The following is a 19,101-nucleotide window of genomic DNA, read 5'->3' as shown; positions in this document are numbered from 1 at the left end:
TCGTCCGACCCGACAGGAGACCCAGCATGACCAGCGACCACCAACGGCCCAGGTGGACCGGGACCGCGGCGCCCGCGGTCGGTGACACCGGGGTGCACGAAGCCCTGATGCGTCTCGGGGAACCCGTCTACATCGTGCGCGGACCCTACGGGCTGGGCGCGGTGACCGGCGGCGCGGTCGTGGCCGGCGGCGAGCACGAGATCGTCGCGACCGCGCCCCCGCTCGGGCCCGAACGGCTCGGCAGCGCCGCGTTCCTCGCCGCGCACGGCCTGCGCCAGGCCTACATGAGCGGGGCCATGGCCAACGGCATCGCCTCCGCCGACATGGTCATCGCCATGGCGCGGGCCGGGCTGCTCGGCTCGTACGGCGCGGCCGGGCTCCTCCCGGAGGCCATCGAGAAGGCGCTGCTCCGCTTCCGGGACGAGATCCCCGGACTTCCGTACGCCTGCAACCTCATCCACAGCCCCAGCGAGGAACGGCTGGAGCGCACGGCCGTCGACCTCTTCCTGAAGTACCGGGTGCCCTGTGTGGAGGCGTCCGCCTTCCTCACGCTCACCCCGCACATCGTGCGCTACCGGCTCGCCGGTCTCCGCGCCGGCGGCCCGCACGGTGTCATCGCGGAGAACAAGGTCATCGCCAAGGTGTCCCGGCCCGAGCTGGCCGAGCTCTTCATGCGGCCCGCGCCCGAGGCGATGGTGCGTGCCCTGGTCGAGGAGGGCGCCGTCACCGAGGAGCAGGCCCGGCTCTCGAAACTCGTCCCGGTCGCCGGCGACATCACCGTCGAGGCCGACTCCGGCGGGCACACCGACCGCCGTCCGCTGCCCGCGCTGCTGCCCGTCATCATGCGCCAGCGCGACGCGATCATGCAGGAGCACGGTTACCCGGAGCGCGTCCGGGTCGGCGCGGCGGGCGGCATCGGCTCGCCCGAGGCGGCGGCCGGCGCCTTCGCGATGGGCGCGGACTACATCGTCACCGGATCGGTCAACCAGTCCTGCCTGGAGGCGGGTACCTCGCCGCGGGTCAAGGAGATGCTCGCGCAGGCGGGCATCGCCGACTTCGAGATGGCTCCCGCGGCCGACATGTTCGAGATGGGCGTCGAGCTCCAGGTGCTCAAGCGCGGCACGTTCTTCCCGATGCGGGCCAAGCAGCTGTACGAGCTCTACCGCGCCCACGACGGCATCGAGGAGATCCCGGCGGCGGTGCGCGAACGCGTCGAGAAGCAGATCTTCCGCCGCCCCCTGGACAGCGTCTGGGCGGAGACCGTCGAGTACTTCACCCGCCGCGACCCCGACCAGCTCGCCCGCGCCGCCGACCACCCCAAGCGGCGGGCCGCGCTGATCTTCCGCTGGTACCTCGGGATGGCGTCGCGCTGGGCGAAGACCGGCGAGGCGGACCGGGCCGTCGACTACCAGATCTGGTGCGGCCCGGCGATGGGCAGCTTCAACGCCTGGGTCCGCGGCACCTACCTGGCGGCGCCCGAGCACCGCAGGGTCGCGGACGTGGCCCGGCAGATCATGACGGGCGCCGCCTTCCACCAGCGGCTCTCCGTACTGCGCGGTGCGGGTGTCACCTTCCCGACGGGCCTGGGCACCCGCCCGTCCCCCGAGGACGCGGCCGCTGTCGGCCCGGTGGCCGGGGCACGCCCATGACCACCTCACCACCGGCCGCCGGAGAGAAGCCGGCCCCCTCGCCCGACGCCGGCGCTCCCACGCACCGGCTGAGGGCGCTGCCCGGCGGCGGCGAGGGCGCGGGCCCCTACCCGCGGGCCGAACGGCTGGACGCCGCGCTGGGCGACCCGTGGCAGGCGGACAACCCGTACGGGTTCGCCGCCGGCGTCGCACGGGACGCCGCGGAGGCGTACCCGGCCGACGCCGAGGCCCGGCTGCGCACGGCCGGTCTCCACCTCGGCTACCTGCCGAAAGCGCTGGGCGGGACGCTCCATTCGCTGGAGGACACCCAGATCCTGGTCCGGGTCGCCGCCCGCCGCGACGTCAACGTCATGCCGGCCACCATGTTCAGCATCTCCGCCGTCATGACGGTGCTGGCCGCGGGCACGCCCGCACAGCACCGGACCATCGCCGGCTGGGTGCGCGACGGACGCACCGTCGCGTTCGGGCTCTCCGAGGAGCAGGCCGGCAGCGATGTGCTGGCCAACACCTGCCGCCTGGACGACGACCGCAGGCTCACCGGCACCAAGTGGCTGGTGGGCCGCGGCTCCACCGCGGAGGCGGCGGTCGTCGTGGCCCGCACGGCGGAGCGCGGGCCCGCGGCCTTCACCGCCCTGCTGCTCGGCCCCGAGGAGCTGGCACACAGCGGTGTGCGGCGGCTGCCGGCGAGGCGGACGACCGGTATGCGCGGCATGGACTTCGCGGACCTGGAGTTCACCGGCGTCCCGGTGCCCCCGAGCGCCGTCGTCGGCACGGTCGGCAGCGGCCTCGCCGGGGCGATGCGGGCCCAGCAGGTGGTCCGGCTGATGAGCACCGCGGGCTGCCTGGCCACCGCGGACACGGCGCTGCGCACCGCCCTGCGCTTCGCCCGCACCCACCGCACCGGCGGGGTCCCGGTCGCGGACACCCCGTACGGCTCCCGCGAACTCGCCCTGGCCGCAGCGGAGTTGTTCACCGCCGACCTCACCGCCCTCGTCGCCGCGCGCGCCATCCATGTGGCGCCCGGCGCGTTCGCGCTGGCCTCCTCCGTCGTCAAGCACGTCGCCACCCGGCTCACCGCCGCCTCCGCCGTCCGCTGCCGCGCCATGGCGGGGGCGCGGGCCGTCCTGCGGGAGGGTCCGGGAGGGGTGCTGGACAAGGCGGTCCGGGACAACGGGATGGTCGAGGTGATCGACACCAGCCTGCTCGGGAACCTCCGTGCCATCGCGATGCACCTGCCGTCCTACGCGGCCGCGTACGGCGACGGGACGCCCCCGGAGCCGGGCGGCCGCGAGTCCGCGGAACGCCGGCTCCGGCTCGACGCCGTCCTCGCCCTCGGGGACGGCTCCTGCCTGCCCCCGCTCGACCCGGCCGCGCTCGACCTCGGCGTACGGGCCAAGGACGACATCCTGCTGGGCTTCGCGGAGTACGCCGGGGAGATCGCCGCCGAGCTCGGGCGGCGGGGCGACACGGCCGCCGCCGCCTCGGTGACCGGGCTGCGGGCCGACCTGGCGGCCACCCTCGGGACCGCGGTGGAGGCACAGCGGGACCGGGCGCGCTCTCCGAAGGCCGCCCCCGACACCCTCGATCTCGCCGACCGCCTCTGCCTGCTGTACGCGGCCGGCACGGCGGCCCTGACCTGGTGGTTCCACCGCGACCGGCCCGGACTCTACGGCGACCCGGACCGGGGCGGCACCGCCTGGCTCAACCCCGTACTCACCCTGGCCCGTTCGCTGGCCGAGGGGCGCGACCCCCGCCGGGCGGGCCCGGACCTCGCCCCCCTCGGCCGACTGGTCACCGCGCTCGACACCGAGCGGCGGCTCTTCACCGCACTGCCGGTCCGGCTGTGCGACAGCTCCCCGAACGGGGAACCACGGCTTCCGGAGGATGACAGGACATGACTGATCTCCATGCGCTGATGGCCGATCTGGAACGCCACCTCGGCGATCCCCACGACCCCTCCGGGCCGATGCCGTTCTCCCGCGTCCTCGAACTGGACGAACGCCAGGAGTACCCGCACGAGTTCGTCAACACGGTCGCCTGCTGGGGCCTGTACGACTGGATGGTGCCCGCCGCCCACGGCGGGAAGGCGGTCAACGTCGAGGACGGCTTCAACCTCTACCGGCTCGTCGCCCGGCGCGATCCGACCTCGGCCACCGCGATGGTCCTGGCCAGCATCAGCTACATGCCGGTGTGGGTCGGCGGCACCCCGCGCCAGCGGCAGCACTTCGCCGATGTGATCAGGGGCGGCGGGAAGCTCGCCTGGGGCCTCTCCGAGCGGAACCACGGCAGCGACATCCTCGCCAACGAGACCACCGCCCGTCGTACCGAGGGCGGCTGGCTGCTCAACGGCGAGAAGTGGACCATCGGCAACGCCACCGTCGCGGACGCCGTGATGGTCTTCGCCCGTACCTCGGAGAAGGGCGGGCCCGGCGGATACTCCATCTTCGCGGTGGAGAAGGCGGGCCTCCCGGCCGGTCAGCTGGAGCACCTGCCGGACGAGCCGCTGCACGGTCTGCGGGGCCTGGACATGAGCGGCGTCAGGCTGCGCGACTGCTTCGTACCGGACTCCGCCCTCATCGGCGGCCGGGGCAAGGGACTCGAAGTATCGCTGAAGAGCGGCCAGTTGGTGCGGATCGCGATATCCGGCATCGCGATGAGCTGTGTCGACACCGCCCTGCGCACCACCCTGGACTTCGCCGTGGAGCGGAAGATCTTCGGCGGACCGGTCTCCGAGATCCCGTACTCGCAGCGCCAGCTCGTCGAGAGCTACGCGGACCTGCTGATCGCCGACGCGCTGACCCTCGGCGCCGTACGGAGCCTCCAGCTGAGCCCGGACCAGGCCAGCGTCTGGTCGTCCGTGGTGAAGTACTTCATCCCCACCTTCCTCGCCCAGTCGATCGACCGGCTCGCCGTCGTCCTGGGAGCCCGCCACTATCTGCGGTCCCACCCCCGGCACGGGATCTTCCAGAAGGTCATGCGGGACTTCGTGATCTCCGACTTCGCCGACGGCAACACCGTGGTGAACCTGAAGAACATCGCCCTGCAACTGGAGCGGCTCCTCGCCAACGCCGTCGAGCAGGTCCCCGAGGTGGTGGCCGGCGCCACCGCACGGACCGCGCCCCTCTTCGACCCGGCCCACCCCATGGAGCCCTACCGGCCCTCCGAGCAGCAGCTGTTCAGCCGGGGCGTGGACGACCCGGTGGTCGCGCTGCGCCCGGCGGTCGCCGAACTGCGCCTGGCGGCGGCCGCCGCCTCCGGGCCCGACGCGGCCCGGCTGGCCGGAGCGGCCGACACGGCGGGGCTGATCGTCGGTGAACTGGACCGGCTCGCCGAGGAGCACCGCAAGCTCAGCGCCGAACTCGGCAAGGCCGTCGCCCAGTCGGCCGAGCTCTTCGACCTGGCCAAGCAGTACACGACGGTCTCCGCCGCGGCGGCCGTCGTCCACCTCTACCTCAACGGGCGGGACAGCATCGCCCCCGAGCTGCGCTCCCCGGCCGTCCTGCTCGTCTGCCTGGAGCGGCTGCTCAAGCAGTTCCGGCCCACCGAGCGGGCCGCGGGCCCCGCGGAGATCTCCGAGGTCGCGGACGCGATGCTGCACGCGCACCGCGAGGGCCGGCTCTTCTCCTTCCGCGCCTTCCCCGTGAACGGGTGAACCCCCTGTGGAGACAGCACCCATGGCCCCCGGGGGACAGCACCCCGACCCGCTCGCGGACAGCGCGGAGGTGTGGCTGCTCGCGGAGGAGGACGTGGAGCGGTTCGCCGCCGCGACGGGCGGCGCCGAGCTCCTCACCGACGAAGAACGCGCCCGGCACGACCGGCTGCTGTTCCCGGCCGCCCGGCTCCGCTTCCTGGGCGCCAGGCTGCTGTCCCGCCAGGTCCTGTCGCTGTACACGGACGCGCCGCCCGACTCCTGGCGGTTCCGCACCGGCAAGTACGGCCGGCCCCAGGTCGAGGGCGCCAGCTGGGGACTCGACTTCAACATCACCCACACCAACGGGCTGATCGCCGCCATCGTCGTCCGCGGCCGCATCGCCGGAGTGGACGCGGAGGCCACCCCGGCCAGGCCGGAGGCGATGCAGTTCGCCCCCAAGGTCTTCACCCCACTGGAGAACGAGGTGCTGCGCCGCAACCGGGAGGACCAGCGCGGCCACGCCTTCGCCGACTCCTGGGTGGCGAAGGAGGCGTACACCAAGGCCACCGGCATGGGCATGTGCCGGGGCTTCGACGCCTTCTCCGTGCACCGGCTCCGCGACGGCGGGCTCGCCGTCGTCGACGACGAGATCCCCGAACCCGAACGCCCGCTCTGGCAGGTCCATGTGCTCCAGGTGTGGGACCGGTTCGCCCTCGGCGTGGCCATCCGCGGCAGCGCGGACGACGCCGGGCCACTGCCGGTACGGCTGCGCTCGGCCATGGCCGAACTCCTGCCGCCGGGAACACCGGCATGACCCCGCGCGCCCGGACCGGAGCCGGGTACGCGGGCGGTGGTGTCCACCTCCGGCCAGTCCGCTATCTGACACCCGGAGAACTTGCCCCCGGCAGCCGGGGAAGGGTTGCATGGAATGCACATCCGTCGAAAGACAGATCAATTCCACACGGAGGAATCCCCAATGGCCCTTAAAGGCAATGCGGAGATTCTGGCGGGGTGTGAACGCGGCGAACAGGCCGCATGGGACGAGATGATCGACCGGTTCGGCAGGCTCATCTGGTCCGTTATTCGCGGATACCGGATGAATGAAGTGGATGCCGAGGACGTGCGGCAGCTCACCTGGTTCCGGCTCGTCCAGAACGTAAGTCGAATTCGTGATCCGGAACGGGTCGGCGACTGGCTCGCGACGGTCGCGCGACGCGAGTCGATCAAGGTGGTGACGCGGGGAAAGCGACTGGTGATGGTCGGGGACAGCGAGACCCTCGAAGGGCTGTCCGGACACCACGAGAGCCCCGAGCAGATCACCTTGCGGGCGCACCGCAGGGAGGAGGTGCTGCGCGCCATCTCCACGCTGTCCGAACAGTGCCGCGGCGTCCTGCTGCTGGCCCTGGAGGACCCGCCGGCCTCCTACGAGGAGATCTCCTCCTCGCTGTCCATGACCGTCGGCTCGGTCGGCCCGATCCGGACCCGCTGCCTGCGCAGGCTGCGCCGCGCGCTGGCCGCCGCCGAGGACGGCGAGTGGCTGCCGCCGGCCGCCTGTGTCCGCTGCCCGGCCGAGCGCGCGGGTGCGGAGGTGTCCGTTCCGGGACGGCCCGCGGATCTGGTTGGCGAAGGCCACGAAGCCGCAGCCGGACAGGAGTGACGCACATGTCTGCATACGACGTCGAAGGAGTGGTGCGGTCCGTCATCGTGGAGGCGATGGGACTCGCCCCGGAGAAATACACCGAGGATCTCTCGTTCTCCGCCGATCTCGGCCTGGATTCACTTGACCTGCTGGACGTCTTCTTCCGTATCGAATGCTGTGTACCACTCATCATCACGGTCGAGCGGTGCGGCCGTTATCTGCAGGGGGAGGTGCCCGACGCGGAATTCTGCGACGAGAACGGCGTCATCAGCCGGCGCGGACTCGAACGGCTGCACGTCGTCATGCCGCAGCTCGACCCGGAGATCTGGGCGGGCCGGCTCACCCTCGACCGGATGCTCGACCGGCTGACCGTCGGGAACCTGGTCGCGATGGTCGAGCACATGCTCGGCAAGGGGCGGCCGGTCCATGCCTGACGGGGAGCGGACCGTGGTGCGGGTGGGCAGCTACGAGATGCGCGTCGAATCCTTCGAGCGGCTGGTGGCCTGGCACGGCACCGAGGCGCTCCGGCTGCCCGCCGGACGCACCTCGGCCGTCGGCTGGACGCTGCGCCAGGCGGCGCTTCGGGCCCTGGCCGCACCGCCCAGGGTCGGCTGCCACTGGGGCGACATCGACGTACGGGGTCCGGACGACGGGCCCTACACGCTGCTCTTCAGGGGCGAGGTGGCCCGCTTCGCCGGTTCGGTGCTCCACGGCGACGTCCAGGTCTCCGTCACCACCGGCCGGGGCCGGGTCACCGCCCACGCCGTACTGACCCGGGAGGCGGGCCCCGCCGCCCCGGCCGACCGCACCGAACCCGCCGCCGACGGCGCCGACGACGACGAAACAGAGGTACGCAGGTGAGCACAGCCACCGAAACCGCGCTGCTGACCAGCCGCGAGATCACCACGGGCGAGGAGCTGGGCACGGTCCCGCTCTCCGGCGCGGGCGCGGTCGCGGCCGCCGCCCGCCGCACGGCCGCCGCCGCGGCCGGCTGGGCCCTGCTGCCCGCGGCCGACCGGGCGGCGGTCCTCACCCGGGCCGCCGACCTGATGCAGGAACGCGCGCCGGAGATCCAGGAGCTGCTGGTCCGTGAGGGCGGCTCCATTCCCGGCAAGGCCTTCTTCGAAGTGGGCGCCGGCGTCGCCGAGCTCCGGCACGGAGCCGAGCTCGCCACCGCCCCGGAGACCCCGCACGGCCCCGGCTCCGACCCCGGCCGCCAGGACGAGGTACGGCGCGTGCCGCTCGGCGTCGTCGGCGTCATCGTCCCCTGGAACTTCCCGCTGCTGCTCGCCATGCGTTCGGTTGCCCCGGCGCTGGGCCTCGGCAACGCGGTGCTGCTCAAGCCCGATCCGCACACCCCGCTCTCCGGCGGCCGGGTCATCGCGGAGGTGCTGGCCGCCGCCGGCCTCCCGCCGGGCGTACTGGAGGTGGTGTACGGGGACGCGGAGGCCGGCCGGGCCCTCGTCGAGGCGCCCGACGTGGCGATGGTGTCCTTCACCGGCTCCACCGAGGTCGGCCGGGAGATCGGCGCCCTCGCCGGGCGGCTGCTCAAGCGCGTGGTCCTCGAACTCGGCGGCCAGAACGCCTTCGTGGTGCTGCCCGACGCCGACATCGAGCAGGCCGCCTCCGCCGGCTCCTGGGGCTCCTTCCTCCACCAGGGCCAGATCTGCATGGCGGCCCGCCGCCACCTCGTCCACCGGGACCGGGCCGAGGAGTACACCGAGACCCTCGCCCGGCACGCCGCCGCGCTGCGGATCGGCGACCCGTTCCGCGAGGACGCCCAGATCGGGCCGGTCATCAACCGCTCGCAGCTCGTCAGGATCGCCGCCGCGGTGGAGGGCGCCGTCGCCCAGGGCGCCCGGCTGGTCACCGGCGGACGGGCCGACGGCGCGTACTTCCCGCCGACCGTACTGGCGGGCGTCACACCGCGGATGGACATCTTCCGCCGCGAGGTCTTCGGCCCCGTCGCGACCGTCACCGAGTTCGCCGACGACGCCGAGGCCGTCGCACTCGCCAACGCGTCCGACCACGGACTGACCGCCGCCGTCTACACCTCCGACGCCGACCGCGGCCGGCACGTCGCCGGGCAACTGCGCTGCGGGGTCGTCCACGTCGGCGACCAGCCCGTCAACCACGATCCCCGGCTGCCCTTCGGCGGCGTCGGCGCCTCCGGCAACGGTTCCGGATTCGGCGGCCGTGCCGCACTGGACGCCTTCACCCGCTGGCACACGCTCACCGTCAGCAGCCCCGCCCGCAGCTACCCGTTCTGAGAGAGGAGAGCCCCCGTGGCCAACAAGGTCGAGACCGTACCGCAGGTGGCGGATCCGCCGGAGGGAGCGGTCGTGTTCCTCATAGGCATGAGGATCAACAGCTTCTGGAAGGTGCACCGCTGGCTGCCCTCCTTCATCGCGATGTTCCCGATGCTCATGGAGCTCAACAAGAACAAGGAGCACGGGTTCCTGGGCTCCCGCACCTGGATCAACCGCACCGTGATCGTGCTCCAGTACTGGCGCAGCATGGACGAGCTGATGACGTACTCCCGCACCATGGACGCGTCCCACCGCCCCGCCTGGGCCCGCTTCAACCGCAGCATCGGCAACAACGGCGCCGTCGGCATATACCACGAGGCGTACGTCGTCGACCCCGACCGGATGCACACCGTCTACCGCAACATGCCGCCGTTCGGCATGGCCAAGGCCACCGCCGGCCGGCCGCAGCGGACGGTCACTCCCGTGGCGGACCACGAATAAGAGGGGAGAGGGACCCATGGCGCAACAACAAGGACCGGTGCGGGCCGGACAGGACGTCCAGTGGCGCAAGTGCGGGGCGTGCGGAGCCTTCGTCTACGGCAAACGGCTCGACCGCAACCGAAAAGTCTGCCCGGAATGCCAGTTCCACTTCCGGATACCCGCGCAGGTGCGCATCGACCAGCTCGCGGATCCCGGCAGCTTCGAGCCGCTGCCCGACGCGTACCGGCCGCGCGACCTGCTCTCCTTCACCGACAGCAAGCCCTACCCGGACCGGCTCCGCGACGCCCAGGCCAGGACCGGGCGCAACGACGCGCTCCTCTGCGGCCGGATGACGATCGAGGGCTGCCCGCTGGTGGTCGCCGTCCTCGACTTCACCTTCATGGGCGGCTCCATGGGCTCGGTCGTCGGTGAGGGCATCGCCGCCTCGGCCCGCCACGCGCTCGCGGAGCGGCTCCCGCTGCTGCTGATCGCCGCCTCCGGCGGCGCCCGTATGCAGGAGGGAGCCCTGTCCCTGATGCAGATGGCCAAGACCTCGCAGTGGATCGCCGCCCTGCGCGAGGCGGCGCTGCCGGTGATCAACCTCAACACCGACCCCACCTTCGGCGGTGCCAGCGCGTCGTTCGCGATGCTGGGCGACGTCATCCTGGCCGAGCCGGGCAGCCTGATCGGCTTCGCCGGCCCCCAGGTCATCCGCAACACCATCCGGGAGGAGCTGCCGGCCGGCTTCCAGAGCGCCGAGTTCCTGCTGGAGCACGGCATGATCGACGCCGTCGTGCCCCGCGAGAACCAGCGCGAGTACCTGGCCAGGCTGCTGACCCTGCTCGGCCCCTCCGTACCCGAACTGCCCGAGGGCACCGGGTCCGCCCCGCTCACCGAGCCGTTCCCGGCGGTCCGCACCACCCGCGAGACCGTGGCGCTGGCCCGCAACATCCAACGGCCCACCGTCCAGGAGTACATCGGCTTCGTCTTCGACGACTTCGTCAGCCTGCACGGTGACCGGGCCTTCGCCGACGACCGCGCGCTGACCGGCGGCATCGCCAGGATCGGCGGCCAGAGCGTGATGGTCCTCGGCCACCAGAAGGGCCACGACACCGCCGAACTCGTCCGCAGCAACTTCGGTATGCCCAACCCCGAGGGCTACCGCAAGGCACTGCGCCTGATGCGGCTGGCGGACCGGTTCGGCCTGCCGATCGTCGCGTTCATCGACACCCCCGGCGCCTTCCCCGGCATCGGCGCGGAGGAGCGCGGCCAGAGCCTGGCCATCGCCGAGTGCATCCTCGAACTCTCCCGGGTGCGGGTGCCGGTGGTCTCCATCGTCACGGGTGAGGGCGGCAGCGGCGGGGCGCTCGCGCTCGGCGTCGCCAACTCGGTGCTGATGCTCCAGAACGCCTACTACTCGGTGATCAGCCCGGAGGGCTGCTCGACCATCCTCTTCGGTACCGCCGAGCAGGCCGGCCGGGCCGCCGACGCCCTCCGGCTGACCGCGTCCGACCTGCTGCGCCTCGGTGTGGTCGACGCGATCGTGCCGGAGCCCGTGGACGGCGCGCACACCGCCCCGTACCTCACGGCACTCAATGTGAGAACAGCCCTCGTACAGACCATGGCCCCGCTGCTCGAACTGGCGGGCGACCGGCTCGTCGAGATCCGCCGGGACAGGTTCGACCGGTTCGGGGACCCCGAACGGCAGCCGACAGTCGACTGGGAGAAGAGTGATGAGTACTGAGACCAAGCCCGCCACGGAGCCCATGTCCGTGGAGGAACTGCGGGCGCAGACCCGGCTGCTCGCGGACGAACTGCCCGGCACCCTGCGGCGGATCACGCTGCGGGCCGGCGGGATCAGTGTGGACGTCGAGTGGGAGAACGCCCCGGCGTACGCGCCCGTCGCCACCCCTGTCGCGCCCGTCGCGGCCGCGCCCGCGGCCCCGGCCCCCGCCGCGGCGGCCCCCGCCACGCCCGACGCCCCGGCGCAGGACGCGCCGCCCGCCGGCCTGGTGACGGTCACCGCACCCCTGGTCGGCACCTTCTACCAGGCGTCCTCGCCCGGCTCCGAGCCGTTCGTGAAGGTCGGGGACATCGTCGAATCCGGAGCCCAGCTGGCCATCATCGAGGCCATGAAGCTGCTCAACTCCATCACCGCCGAGGTCAGGGGACGGGTCCACGCGGTCCACCCCCAGGACGGTGAGGTCGTCGAGTACGCCCAGCCGCTCTTCGATCTCGTTCCCGTCGACTGAGAGCGTCCGAGACACCGGACCCACACAGGAGGACCGAGACGTGTTCGACAAGGTACTCATCGCCAACCGCGGCGAGATCGCGCTGCGGATCATCCGGACCTGCCGCGACCTGGGAGTGCGTACGGTCGCGGTGTACTCCACCCCCGACGCGGACGCCCAGTTCGTCAAGGCGGCGGACGAGGCCGTGCACATCGGCCCCGGCGCACCCGCCCGGAGCTATCTGCACATCCCCAACATCATCGGCGCCGCCGTCAGGACCGGGGCCCAGGCCATCCACCCGGGCTACGGATTCCTCTCGGAGGACCCGTACTTCGCCGAGATCTGCGCCGACGACGGCATCACCTTCATCGGCCCGCCCCCGGACGTGATGGAGAACGTCGGCGACAAGGCCACCGCCCGCCGGCTGATGACGGAGGCCGGCCTGCCGCTGCTGCCCGGCACCGTCGAACCGGTCGACTCCGTGGAGGCCGCCGAGGCCGTCGCCGCCGAGATCGGCTACCCGGTGATCATCAAGGCCGCGGCGGGCGGGGGAGGCCGCGGCATCACCGTCGTACGCCGGCCGCAGGACCTGCGCGACGCCTACGTCTCCACCCGGGCGAGCGCCCAGGCCGTCTTCCGCAACAGCGCCGTCTACATGGAGCGCTACCTGGAGAAGACCCGGCACATCGAGATCCAGGTGGTCTGCGACGACTTCGGCGGCGCCGTCCACCTGGGCGAGCGCGACTGCTCCGTACAGCGGCGCCACCAGAAGCTCATCGAGGAGTCGCCCTCCGCCGCCGTCTCGCCCGAACTGCGCGCCCGGCTCGGCGAAGCGGCACTGGCCGGAGCGCGTGCGGTCGGCTACCGGGGCGCGGGAACCGTGGAGTTCCTCCTGGAGACCGGCCCGGACGCGGCCGAGGACACGTTCTGGTTCATGGAGATGAACGCCCGCATCCAGGTGGAGCACCCGGTCACCGAACTCGTCACCGGCGTCGACCTGGTGAGCGAGCAGCTACGGGTCGCCTCCGGCAGCCCGCTCTCCGTCAAGCAGGAGGACATCGACATCCGCGGGCACGCCATCGAGTGCCGCATCAACGCCGAGGACCCCGCCCGCGGCTTCGCCCCCACCCCCGGAACGCTGGAGACCTACCGCGTCCCCGGCGGCCCCTGGGTCCGCGTCGACACCGACTACGTGCCCGGCGCCCGGGTCAGCCCCTACTACGACTCGATGATCGGCAAGCTCATCGTCTGGGGGCCGGACCGCGGCACCTGCATCGAGCGCACCCAGCGGGCCCTGTCCGAGTTCGAGGTCTCCGGACCGGGCATGCACACCACGATCCCGATGCACCAGGAGATCCTCGGGCACCCCGAATTCATCAAGGGGGACGTGTCGACCGACTTCCTGGAGCGCTGCTTCGCCCTGTGAGCCGCGCACGACCACGAGGACCCGACGTGTCGGAAGACGAACTCAGACCCGAGGACATCGATGTGTACCGCCGGCTGCTGGAGGCGCCGTCCGCCGCTGACGCGGCGACCGGCGGACCCGGGCCGGGAACAGAGCTGTCCGCCGAGTCCGTCAAACGGCTGCTGGCGCACCGCCTGCTCCAGGAGGACGGCCCCCACCGGTACGAGGCGGTCTCGCCGAGCCTGGCCGCGGCCGATCTCACCGCCTCCCTCCAGGCGCAGGTGCACCGGCTGATGCGGCGCATCGACACCGCCCGGCGCGACCTGCGCCCGCTCGGCCCGCTGTACGAGGAGCACCAGCGGCGGCGGCAGGCCGACACCACCACGGAGCTGCTCGCCGACGGCGAGGCCGTACGCGAACGGCTCGCCGATCTGTCGCTGCGCGTCCAGCACAGCGTGCTCACCGCCCACCCGACCCTGGGCAGCGGGCCGACCCTGCGGGCCGCGCTCGACCTGGACCGCGATCTGCTCGACCGCGGCGTCGTCTACCGGACCGTGCTGCCGCACACCGCGCGCCGCCAGCGGGAGGCACTCGCGCACGTGCGGCACCTGGGCGATCTGGGCGCCCAGGTGCGTACCGCCGTGGTCATTCCGGGACGGATGATTCTGCTCGACAGCGCCTACGCGCTCGTTCCCGCCGGAAAGGGCGGTGGCGGCGCGCTGTTCCGCGACCCGGCCGTGGTGGGCTTCCTGGAATTGATATTCGAGCACATCTGGGACCACGCCAAGCCGGTCGACGGGGCGGGCTACGCCGCCGACGTGTTCGAGGACATCGAACTGACCATCCTGCGCCATCTGGAGCGCGGCCGGTCCGACGAATTCATGTCCAGGCGGCTGGGCATCTCCACCCGTACGCTTCGCCGCTACCTCGCCGGTATCTGCGAGAAGCTCGACGTCGACACCCGTTTCCAACTGGGCATGGCGGCCGCCCGGCTGGACCTGTTCGGGGACGGCGACGATCCGGACAGTACGGGATAGACAATCCCGATTGCCGCGTTCGGCTATCTCCAACCGTTCACCCTGGACCACTCGGTGATGCGCCACGGATGATTTCTCCTGCCCCCACCACATTTCTACCGAGGAAATCCATGAATGGAATCGCCGCCGCCGGGAGGCACGTCATCGTCTCCGGCGTGTCCTCCGACGCGCACACCTGGAACCCGGGCGGCCCGGCGCCCGGCACGGTGATCACCGATTCCCGCCGTGCCGAGCGGCACCCCGACCGTGAGCAGCGGACGCGTTCCCTGCCGGCCGGAGTGTCATGACCGCCGCGGCACACCCCACCCTGACAGCCGTACGGTCCCGGGGGGCCGTACGCGCCGCCGTCTCCCAGGGCATCCGGGGACTCTCCCTGCGCACCGCCGACGGCCGCTGGACCGGACTGGACGCCGACATCGCCCGCGCGGTGGCCGCCGCGGCCCTCCACGATCCGGAGGCGGTCGACTGGTGCCCGGTGCCCGCCACCGAACGCCTCGCCGTACTGGCTTCGGGCGAGGCCGACCTGACGGTGAGCAACCTGACCTGGACCATGGGCCGGGAGGCCGCCCACCCCGTGCTCTTCGCCGGGATCACCTGCTACGACGGCGAGGGCTTCCTCGTCCGCACCGCCGACCGCGTCGAGGACCCGGCGGATCTGGCGGGGCGGCGCCTGGCCGTCCACACCGGCAGCACCACCCCGGTCAACCTGGCGGCCTGGTACGGCCCCCGCGGGCTGAGCGTCGAACCGGCCGGCTTCGCGGACCCGGCCGACGCCGTGGCCGCGTACACCGCCGGCGACTGCGCCGCGTACGTGCTGGACCGCACCGCGCTCGCCGGGATCCGGGCGGGACTGCCGGACCCTCGGGCGCACCGCGTCCTGCCGGCCTCGATCTCCCGCGAGCCCATGGCGGCCGCCGTCCGGGACTCCGATCCGCACTGGTTCCGGCTGGTGCGCTGGGTGCTCCACCTGCTGATCTCCGCGGAACACCTGGAGGCGTCGGGATCGGACCGGCGGACCGCGGCGGAACTGGCGGGGCGGCACGGCCCGTCCACAGGGGTGGACGCGGGCTGGGCGGCCAGGGTACTGGCAGCCGTCGGCACCTACGCGGACGTCTACGCACGGAACCTGGGCGCCGCCTCCGGTCTCGACGTGCCGCGCGGGGCAAACGAACTCTGGACCCGTGGCGGTCTCCACTACGCCGTCCCCCTGAACTGACCGACACCCGACAGAGGAAGGAGCCGCGAGGCACATGAGCACCGATGCCGTATCCACCACCCGCGGCCCCGGCCCCGGGCCACGAGGACGTGCGCCGATGACGCCGCCGCGCCCCGCCCGGCACCCGCCGGTCCGTCGGTGGAGACCACCCCGCGTACCCGGTGACGGACACTCCCGTCGCCTCCTGCCGAGGAACCACCCGGCAGGACCGGTTTACGCACCCGCAACCGTGCCCCTCCGGATCGGAGAACCCTGATGACGCTCGTCACCGACCCCACCGCCCCACGCATCGCAGTCGTCGGTGCGACAGGAGCGGTGGGCAGCACCCTCATCGAACTGATCGAGGAGCGGGCGCTGGCCTACCGCGAGATCCACCTCGTCGCCTCGACCCGCAGCGCGGGCCGGCGGCTCGCGGTCGACGGCCTCTCCTACGCGGTCCAGGCCCTGGAGGAGTTCGACTTCGGCCGGGCCGACATCGCCTTCTTCTCGGCCGGCACCTCGGTCAGCCAGGAGTGGGCGGGAACCGCGGCCGCCCAGGGCGCCCTGGTGATCGACAACACCAACGCCTTCCGGATGGACCCCAAGACACCGCTCGTCGTCCCCCAGGTCAACGGGGAGGTCCTGGAGACCCGCCCGGTCAACGGCCTGATCGCCAACCCCAACTGCTCGACCATTCCGCTGGTGCGGCTGCTCCAGACGGTCGAGCGCCGGTGGGGCATCCGGCAGGTGGTCACCAGCACCTACCAGTCCGCCTCCGGCAAGGGCCACCGCGGCATCGAGGAACTCCTCGAAGGCAGCGAGGTCGCGCTGCGCGACCCGGACGCCGAACTCCCGGCGGAGAGCTTCCGGCCCGCCCTCGCCTTCAACGTCGTCCCCTTCATCGACGAACTCCTGGACAGCGGGTTCACCCTGGAGGAGCAGAAGATGCTCCAGGAGTCCCGCAAGATCCTCGGGATCCCGCATCTGGACCTGACCGCCACCTGCGTGCGCGTCCCGGTCGTCAACTGTCACGCCGAGTCCGTCTGGGTCGAGGCGGGCTCCCCGGTGGCCCGCGAGGAACTGATCACGCTGCTGAGCGCACTGCCCGAGGTCACCGTGCACGACGCGGAGGACCGGGCGGCCTTCCCCACCCCGCTCACCGCGGGCAACCCCGACCATGTGCACGTCGGCCGGGTCCGGGTGGCCCCGCACAATCCACGCGGCTTCTGGATGTGGGTGGTCTCGGACAACCTCCGGGTGGGCGCCGCCCTGAACGCCGTCCAGATCGCCGAGTACGCCCTGCGGCACGGCTTCATGTCAGGAGGCACCCGATGAACATCCGGACGAGAGCGAACGCCCCGGTCTCCGTGCTGAAGTTCGGCGGCTCCACGTTCCGTTCCCCCGCCGCGTACGGGGACCTCGCGGCCGGCCTCGACGCCCGGATCCGGGCCGAGGGCCGCTCGCTGGTCGTCGTGGTCAGCGCGATGCAGGGGGAGACGGAGGGGCTGCGCGAACGCCTGCACACGGTCAACCCGCACCCCGAGGACCCCACCACGGCCGGCCTGCTCACCACCGCGGACCTGCTCAGCGCCCATCTGCTGGCCACCGCCCTGCACCGGACGGGCCGCAGCGCGACGGTGCTGGCGGGCCACCAGATCGGACTGACCACCAACTCCTCCTTCCTCTGGGCCCGGGTGACCGGCACGGACCCCGCCCCGCTGCTCAAGGCGCTGGAGAGCCACGAGATCGTCGTGGTGCCCGGCGGCCAGGCGGCGGACGCCCAGGGGCGGCCGACCTGGCTGGGCAAGAACAGCTCGGACCTGTCCGCGCTCGCGGTCGCCGCCGCGGTCCGCAGCGACACCTGCGAGATCCACTCGGACGTCGACGGCATCTACACCTCCGACCCGCACCTGGTCACCGGGGCGCGGCTGCTGCCGCACGTCTCGTACAACATGGCGGCCCTGATGTCCCTGCACGGTGCGCGGGTGCTGCACCGCCGGGCCGTACAGCTCGCCCTGCGCCACCGCATCGAGATCGTGCTGCGCTACAACAGGGCCCCGTACACCGTGGGCACCAGGATCGGGACCGGCGGCGACCAGATGTCCGCGGTCGTCTTCAACCAGCGCTCCGTGGTGCTGGGTTACGCCGATGACGCCCTGGCCGACGCCGCGCACCACGCCTTTCACCTGGCGGGGATCGCCACGGTGCGCCAGAACGGCGGGCCGCGGGTCGCGGTGGTCGGCGGCTATGTGGACCTGGAGGCCGTCCAGCGCGCGTACGGCGTCGAGCCGGGCCGCTACCTGGGGGTACCGGTCGCCGAGGTGCGGGGCAGCAAGGTCACCGCGCACCTCGCGGAGAGCGGGGAGGACGCGCTGCACCTCGCGCAACGGCTCCATGACTGGATGGACTTCCCGACTGCCGCCCGCGGACCCGAATCCCGTCTCGTAGGAGTGTGACCCAGTGACCACCCAAACCCTGCGGTCCGTGGACCGGGACACGGCGCCGACCTTCGCCAGGCTGGCGCTGCCCGACGCGGTGCGCGACGCGATCGGCGCCGCACTGTCGGTACTGCCGGACCCGGCCGCCGACATCGACCGGTCCATGACCCGGTACCACCGGATCTTCGCGGGACTGCCCCTCGAACAGCTCCAGCGGATACTGGACTTCGGCCGGCACATCGACACTCCGGGGGCCACCCTCGTGAGCAATCTCCCGGTCGAGGAAACCCTGCCGCTCACCCCGGTGGACGGCGGGCCCGCCCGTGACAAGCGGGGCTTCGTCGCCGAGGGCGTCCTGCTGGGTCTGGCCGGGCTGCTCGGTGAGCCCATCGGCGTCCTCACCGAGAAGGACGGCCGGCTCGTCCACGACGTCGTCCCGGTGCCCGGGGGCGAGCGGACCCAGACCAACCAGGGATCAGCGGTCTTCCTCAACTTCCACAGCGACATCACCTATGACCCCACCGGACGCTACGACATCGCCAACCCGGACTTCCTGGTGCTCAACTGCCTGCGGGGCGACCGCTCGGGAGCGGCCGCCACGCACTACGCGGACGCCCGCGACATCTGCGGGCAGCTGACGGACGGCGCGCTGGAGACGCTGCGCAGTCCGCTCTTCCGGCTCAACGCGCCGGGGAGCTATACCCGTAGTGCCGCGGGCGGAGGACAGGTGCTGTCCGATCCCGTGCCGGTCATCAGTGGTGCGGTGGACTACCCGGAGATCGCGATTTCGGCCAACGGCGTACACCCGCTCACACGGGGGGCCGCGACGGCGTTCGGGGAGCTACAGGACGCCTGCCGGGCGACGGCGCACACCGTGTGCCTCGAACCGGGCCAGGCGCTTCTGGTCAACAACCGCAAAGGCGTGCACGCACGCTCGGAGTTCGTGGCCCGGCACGACGGCCGGGACCGCTGGCTGCAACGCGCCTACGTGCGCCGGAGCCTGTGGAACATACGCTACCGGGTGACCCCCGGAGACCGCCGTGTCCACTACTGACACGGAGAGCGGAGACATTGATTCCGCTCTTTTCACGGCCAGTGCAGAGTGTCGGAAACCGCGTTCGGAGCACCGGTCAGGACCGCGGGACGA

18 protein-coding genes are annotated in these 19,101 nt (G+C 72.3%); all 18 read left to right on the top strand.

What is annotated here, in order from left to right; translation table 11 throughout:
* Positions 1-26 precede the first annotated feature (26 nt).
* Positions 27-1,649 carry a PfaD family polyunsaturated fatty acid/polyketide biosynthesis protein gene (locus ACIO3R_RS07795; protein WP_402104345.1) on the top strand — a complete coding sequence of 541 codons (1,623 nt, stop codon included), beginning with the start codon at positions 27-29 and terminating at the stop codon, positions 1,647-1,649.
* On the top strand, positions 1,646-3,547 hold the full coding sequence (locus ACIO3R_RS07790) for an acyl-CoA dehydrogenase family protein (RefSeq protein ID WP_385033098.1): 1,902 nt from the start codon (positions 1,646-1,648) through the stop codon (positions 3,545-3,547). Before ACIO3R_RS07795 ends, ACIO3R_RS07790 begins: the two co-directional genes overlap by 4 nt.
* Positions 3,544-5,301 carry an acyl-CoA dehydrogenase gene (locus ACIO3R_RS07785; RefSeq protein ID WP_385033095.1) on the top strand — a complete coding sequence of 586 codons (1,758 nt, stop codon included), beginning with the start codon at positions 3,544-3,546 and terminating at the stop codon, positions 5,299-5,301. Before ACIO3R_RS07790 ends, ACIO3R_RS07785 begins: the two co-directional genes overlap by 4 nt.
* Positions 5,302-5,323: 22 nt before the next feature.
* On the top strand, positions 5,324-6,094 hold the full coding sequence (locus ACIO3R_RS07780; protein ID WP_385033093.1) for a 4'-phosphopantetheinyl transferase family protein: 771 nt from the start codon (positions 5,324-5,326) through the stop codon (positions 6,092-6,094).
* 162 nt (positions 6,095-6,256) lie between these two features.
* On the top strand, positions 6,257-6,937 hold the full coding sequence (locus ACIO3R_RS07775) for an RNA polymerase sigma factor (RefSeq protein ID WP_402104342.1): 681 nt from the start codon (positions 6,257-6,259) through the stop codon (positions 6,935-6,937).
* Between the two features lie 5 nt (positions 6,938-6,942).
* The gene (locus tag ACIO3R_RS07770) at positions 6,943-7,353 is read left to right on the top strand and encodes a phosphopantetheine-binding protein (protein ID WP_385033087.1); all 411 of its coding nucleotides are present in this window, start codon (positions 6,943-6,945) and stop codon (positions 7,351-7,353) included.
* Positions 7,346-7,780, top strand: coding sequence for a hypothetical protein (locus ACIO3R_RS07765; protein WP_385033084.1), 435 nt, complete (start codon positions 7,346-7,348; stop codon positions 7,778-7,780). Before ACIO3R_RS07770 ends, ACIO3R_RS07765 begins: the two co-directional genes overlap by 8 nt.
* On the top strand, positions 7,777-9,189 hold the full coding sequence (locus ACIO3R_RS07760) for an aldehyde dehydrogenase family protein (protein WP_402104338.1): 1,413 nt from the start codon (positions 7,777-7,779) through the stop codon (positions 9,187-9,189). Before ACIO3R_RS07765 ends, ACIO3R_RS07760 begins: the two co-directional genes overlap by 4 nt.
* Positions 9,190-9,204: 15 nt before the next feature.
* Positions 9,205-9,669: a DUF4188 domain-containing protein gene (locus ACIO3R_RS07755; RefSeq protein ID WP_385033078.1), complete on the top strand. Its 465-nt coding sequence runs from the start codon at positions 9,205-9,207 to the stop codon at positions 9,667-9,669.
* Positions 9,670-9,685: 16 nt separating this feature from the next.
* Positions 9,686-11,392, top strand: a complete 1,707-nt coding sequence (locus ACIO3R_RS07750) for an acetyl-CoA carboxylase carboxyltransferase subunit alpha (protein WP_402104335.1) — start codon at positions 9,686-9,688, stop codon at positions 11,390-11,392.
* The gene (locus ACIO3R_RS07745; protein WP_402104333.1) at positions 11,382-11,900 is read left to right on the top strand and encodes an acetyl-CoA carboxylase biotin carboxyl carrier protein; all 519 of its coding nucleotides are present in this window, start codon (positions 11,382-11,384) and stop codon (positions 11,898-11,900) included. The genes ACIO3R_RS07750 and ACIO3R_RS07745 overlap by 11 nt, the downstream gene beginning before the upstream one ends.
* A 40-nt stretch (positions 11,901-11,940) precedes the next feature.
* Positions 11,941-13,305 carry an acetyl-CoA carboxylase biotin carboxylase subunit gene (gene accC, locus ACIO3R_RS07740; RefSeq protein ID WP_385033069.1) on the top strand — a complete coding sequence of 455 codons (1,365 nt, stop codon included), beginning with the start codon at positions 11,941-11,943 and terminating at the stop codon, positions 13,303-13,305.
* A 26-nt stretch (positions 13,306-13,331) separates the two neighbouring features.
* Positions 13,332-14,321: a hypothetical protein gene (locus ACIO3R_RS07735; protein ID WP_385033066.1), complete on the top strand. Its 990-nt coding sequence runs from the start codon at positions 13,332-13,334 to the stop codon at positions 14,319-14,321.
* Positions 14,322-14,431: 110 nt separating this feature from the next.
* On the top strand, positions 14,432-14,608 hold the full coding sequence (locus ACIO3R_RS07730; protein ID WP_385033063.1) for a hypothetical protein: 177 nt from the start codon (positions 14,432-14,434) through the stop codon (positions 14,606-14,608).
* On the top strand, positions 14,605-15,537 hold the full coding sequence (locus tag ACIO3R_RS07725) for a transporter substrate-binding domain-containing protein (RefSeq protein ID WP_402104329.1): 933 nt from the start codon (positions 14,605-14,607) through the stop codon (positions 15,535-15,537). The genes ACIO3R_RS07730 and ACIO3R_RS07725 overlap by 4 nt, the downstream gene beginning before the upstream one ends.
* 255 nt (positions 15,538-15,792) lie before the next feature.
* Complete coding sequence (locus tag ACIO3R_RS07720) at positions 15,793-16,851, top strand: aspartate-semialdehyde dehydrogenase (RefSeq protein ID WP_385033057.1); 1,059 nt, start codon at positions 15,793-15,795, stop codon at positions 16,849-16,851.
* Entirely contained in the window at positions 16,848-17,972 is a 1,125-nt protein-coding gene (locus tag ACIO3R_RS07715) for an aspartate kinase (protein WP_385033054.1), read from the top strand. The genes ACIO3R_RS07720 and ACIO3R_RS07715 overlap by 4 nt, the downstream gene beginning before the upstream one ends.
* A 4-nt stretch (positions 17,973-17,976) precedes the next feature.
* On the top strand, positions 17,977-19,008 hold the full coding sequence (locus ACIO3R_RS07710; RefSeq protein WP_402104325.1) for an oxygenase: 1,032 nt from the start codon (positions 17,977-17,979) through the stop codon (positions 19,006-19,008).
* The last annotated feature ends 93 nt before the right edge of the window (positions 19,009-19,101 follow it).

The organism is Streptomyces sp. NPDC087428 (genome assembly GCF_044744085.1).
Lineage (GTDB): Bacteria > Actinomycetota > Actinomycetes > Streptomycetales > Streptomycetaceae > Streptomyces.
Note: the sequence above shows the minus strand (reverse complement) of the source record. Positions and strands in the feature narration are given on the sequence as shown.

Coding starts and splice junctions, on each gene's coding strand:
- ACIO3R_RS07780 (WP_385033093.1), top strand. CDS start 5,324: ATGGCCCCCGGGGGACAGCACCCCGACCCGCTCGCGGACAGCGCGGAG.
- ACIO3R_RS07750 (WP_402104335.1), top strand. CDS start 9,686: ATGGCGCAACAACAAGGACCGGTGCGGGCCGGACAGGACGTCCAGTGG.
- ACIO3R_RS07730 (WP_385033063.1), top strand. CDS start 14,432: ATGAATGGAATCGCCGCCGCCGGGAGGCACGTCATCGTCTCCGGCGTG.
- ACIO3R_RS07725 (WP_402104329.1), top strand. CDS start 14,605: ATGACCGCCGCGGCACACCCCACCCTGACAGCCGTACGGTCCCGGGGG.
- ACIO3R_RS07790 (WP_385033098.1), top strand. CDS start 1,646: ATGACCACCTCACCACCGGCCGCCGGAGAGAAGCCGGCCCCCTCGCCC.
- ACIO3R_RS07745 (WP_402104333.1), top strand. CDS start 11,382: ATGAGTACTGAGACCAAGCCCGCCACGGAGCCCATGTCCGTGGAGGAA.
- ACIO3R_RS07765 (WP_385033084.1), top strand. CDS start 7,346: ATGCCTGACGGGGAGCGGACCGTGGTGCGGGTGGGCAGCTACGAGATG.
- ACIO3R_RS07715 (WP_385033054.1), top strand. CDS start 16,848: ATGAACATCCGGACGAGAGCGAACGCCCCGGTCTCCGTGCTGAAGTTC.
- ACIO3R_RS07720 (WP_385033057.1), top strand. CDS start 15,793: ATGACGCTCGTCACCGACCCCACCGCCCCACGCATCGCAGTCGTCGGT.
- ACIO3R_RS07785 (WP_385033095.1), top strand. CDS start 3,544: ATGACTGATCTCCATGCGCTGATGGCCGATCTGGAACGCCACCTCGGC.
- ACIO3R_RS07775 (WP_402104342.1), top strand. CDS start 6,257: ATGGCCCTTAAAGGCAATGCGGAGATTCTGGCGGGGTGTGAACGCGGC.
- ACIO3R_RS07795 (WP_402104345.1), top strand. CDS start 27: ATGACCAGCGACCACCAACGGCCCAGGTGGACCGGGACCGCGGCGCCC.
- ACIO3R_RS07770 (WP_385033087.1), top strand. CDS start 6,943: ATGTCTGCATACGACGTCGAAGGAGTGGTGCGGTCCGTCATCGTGGAG.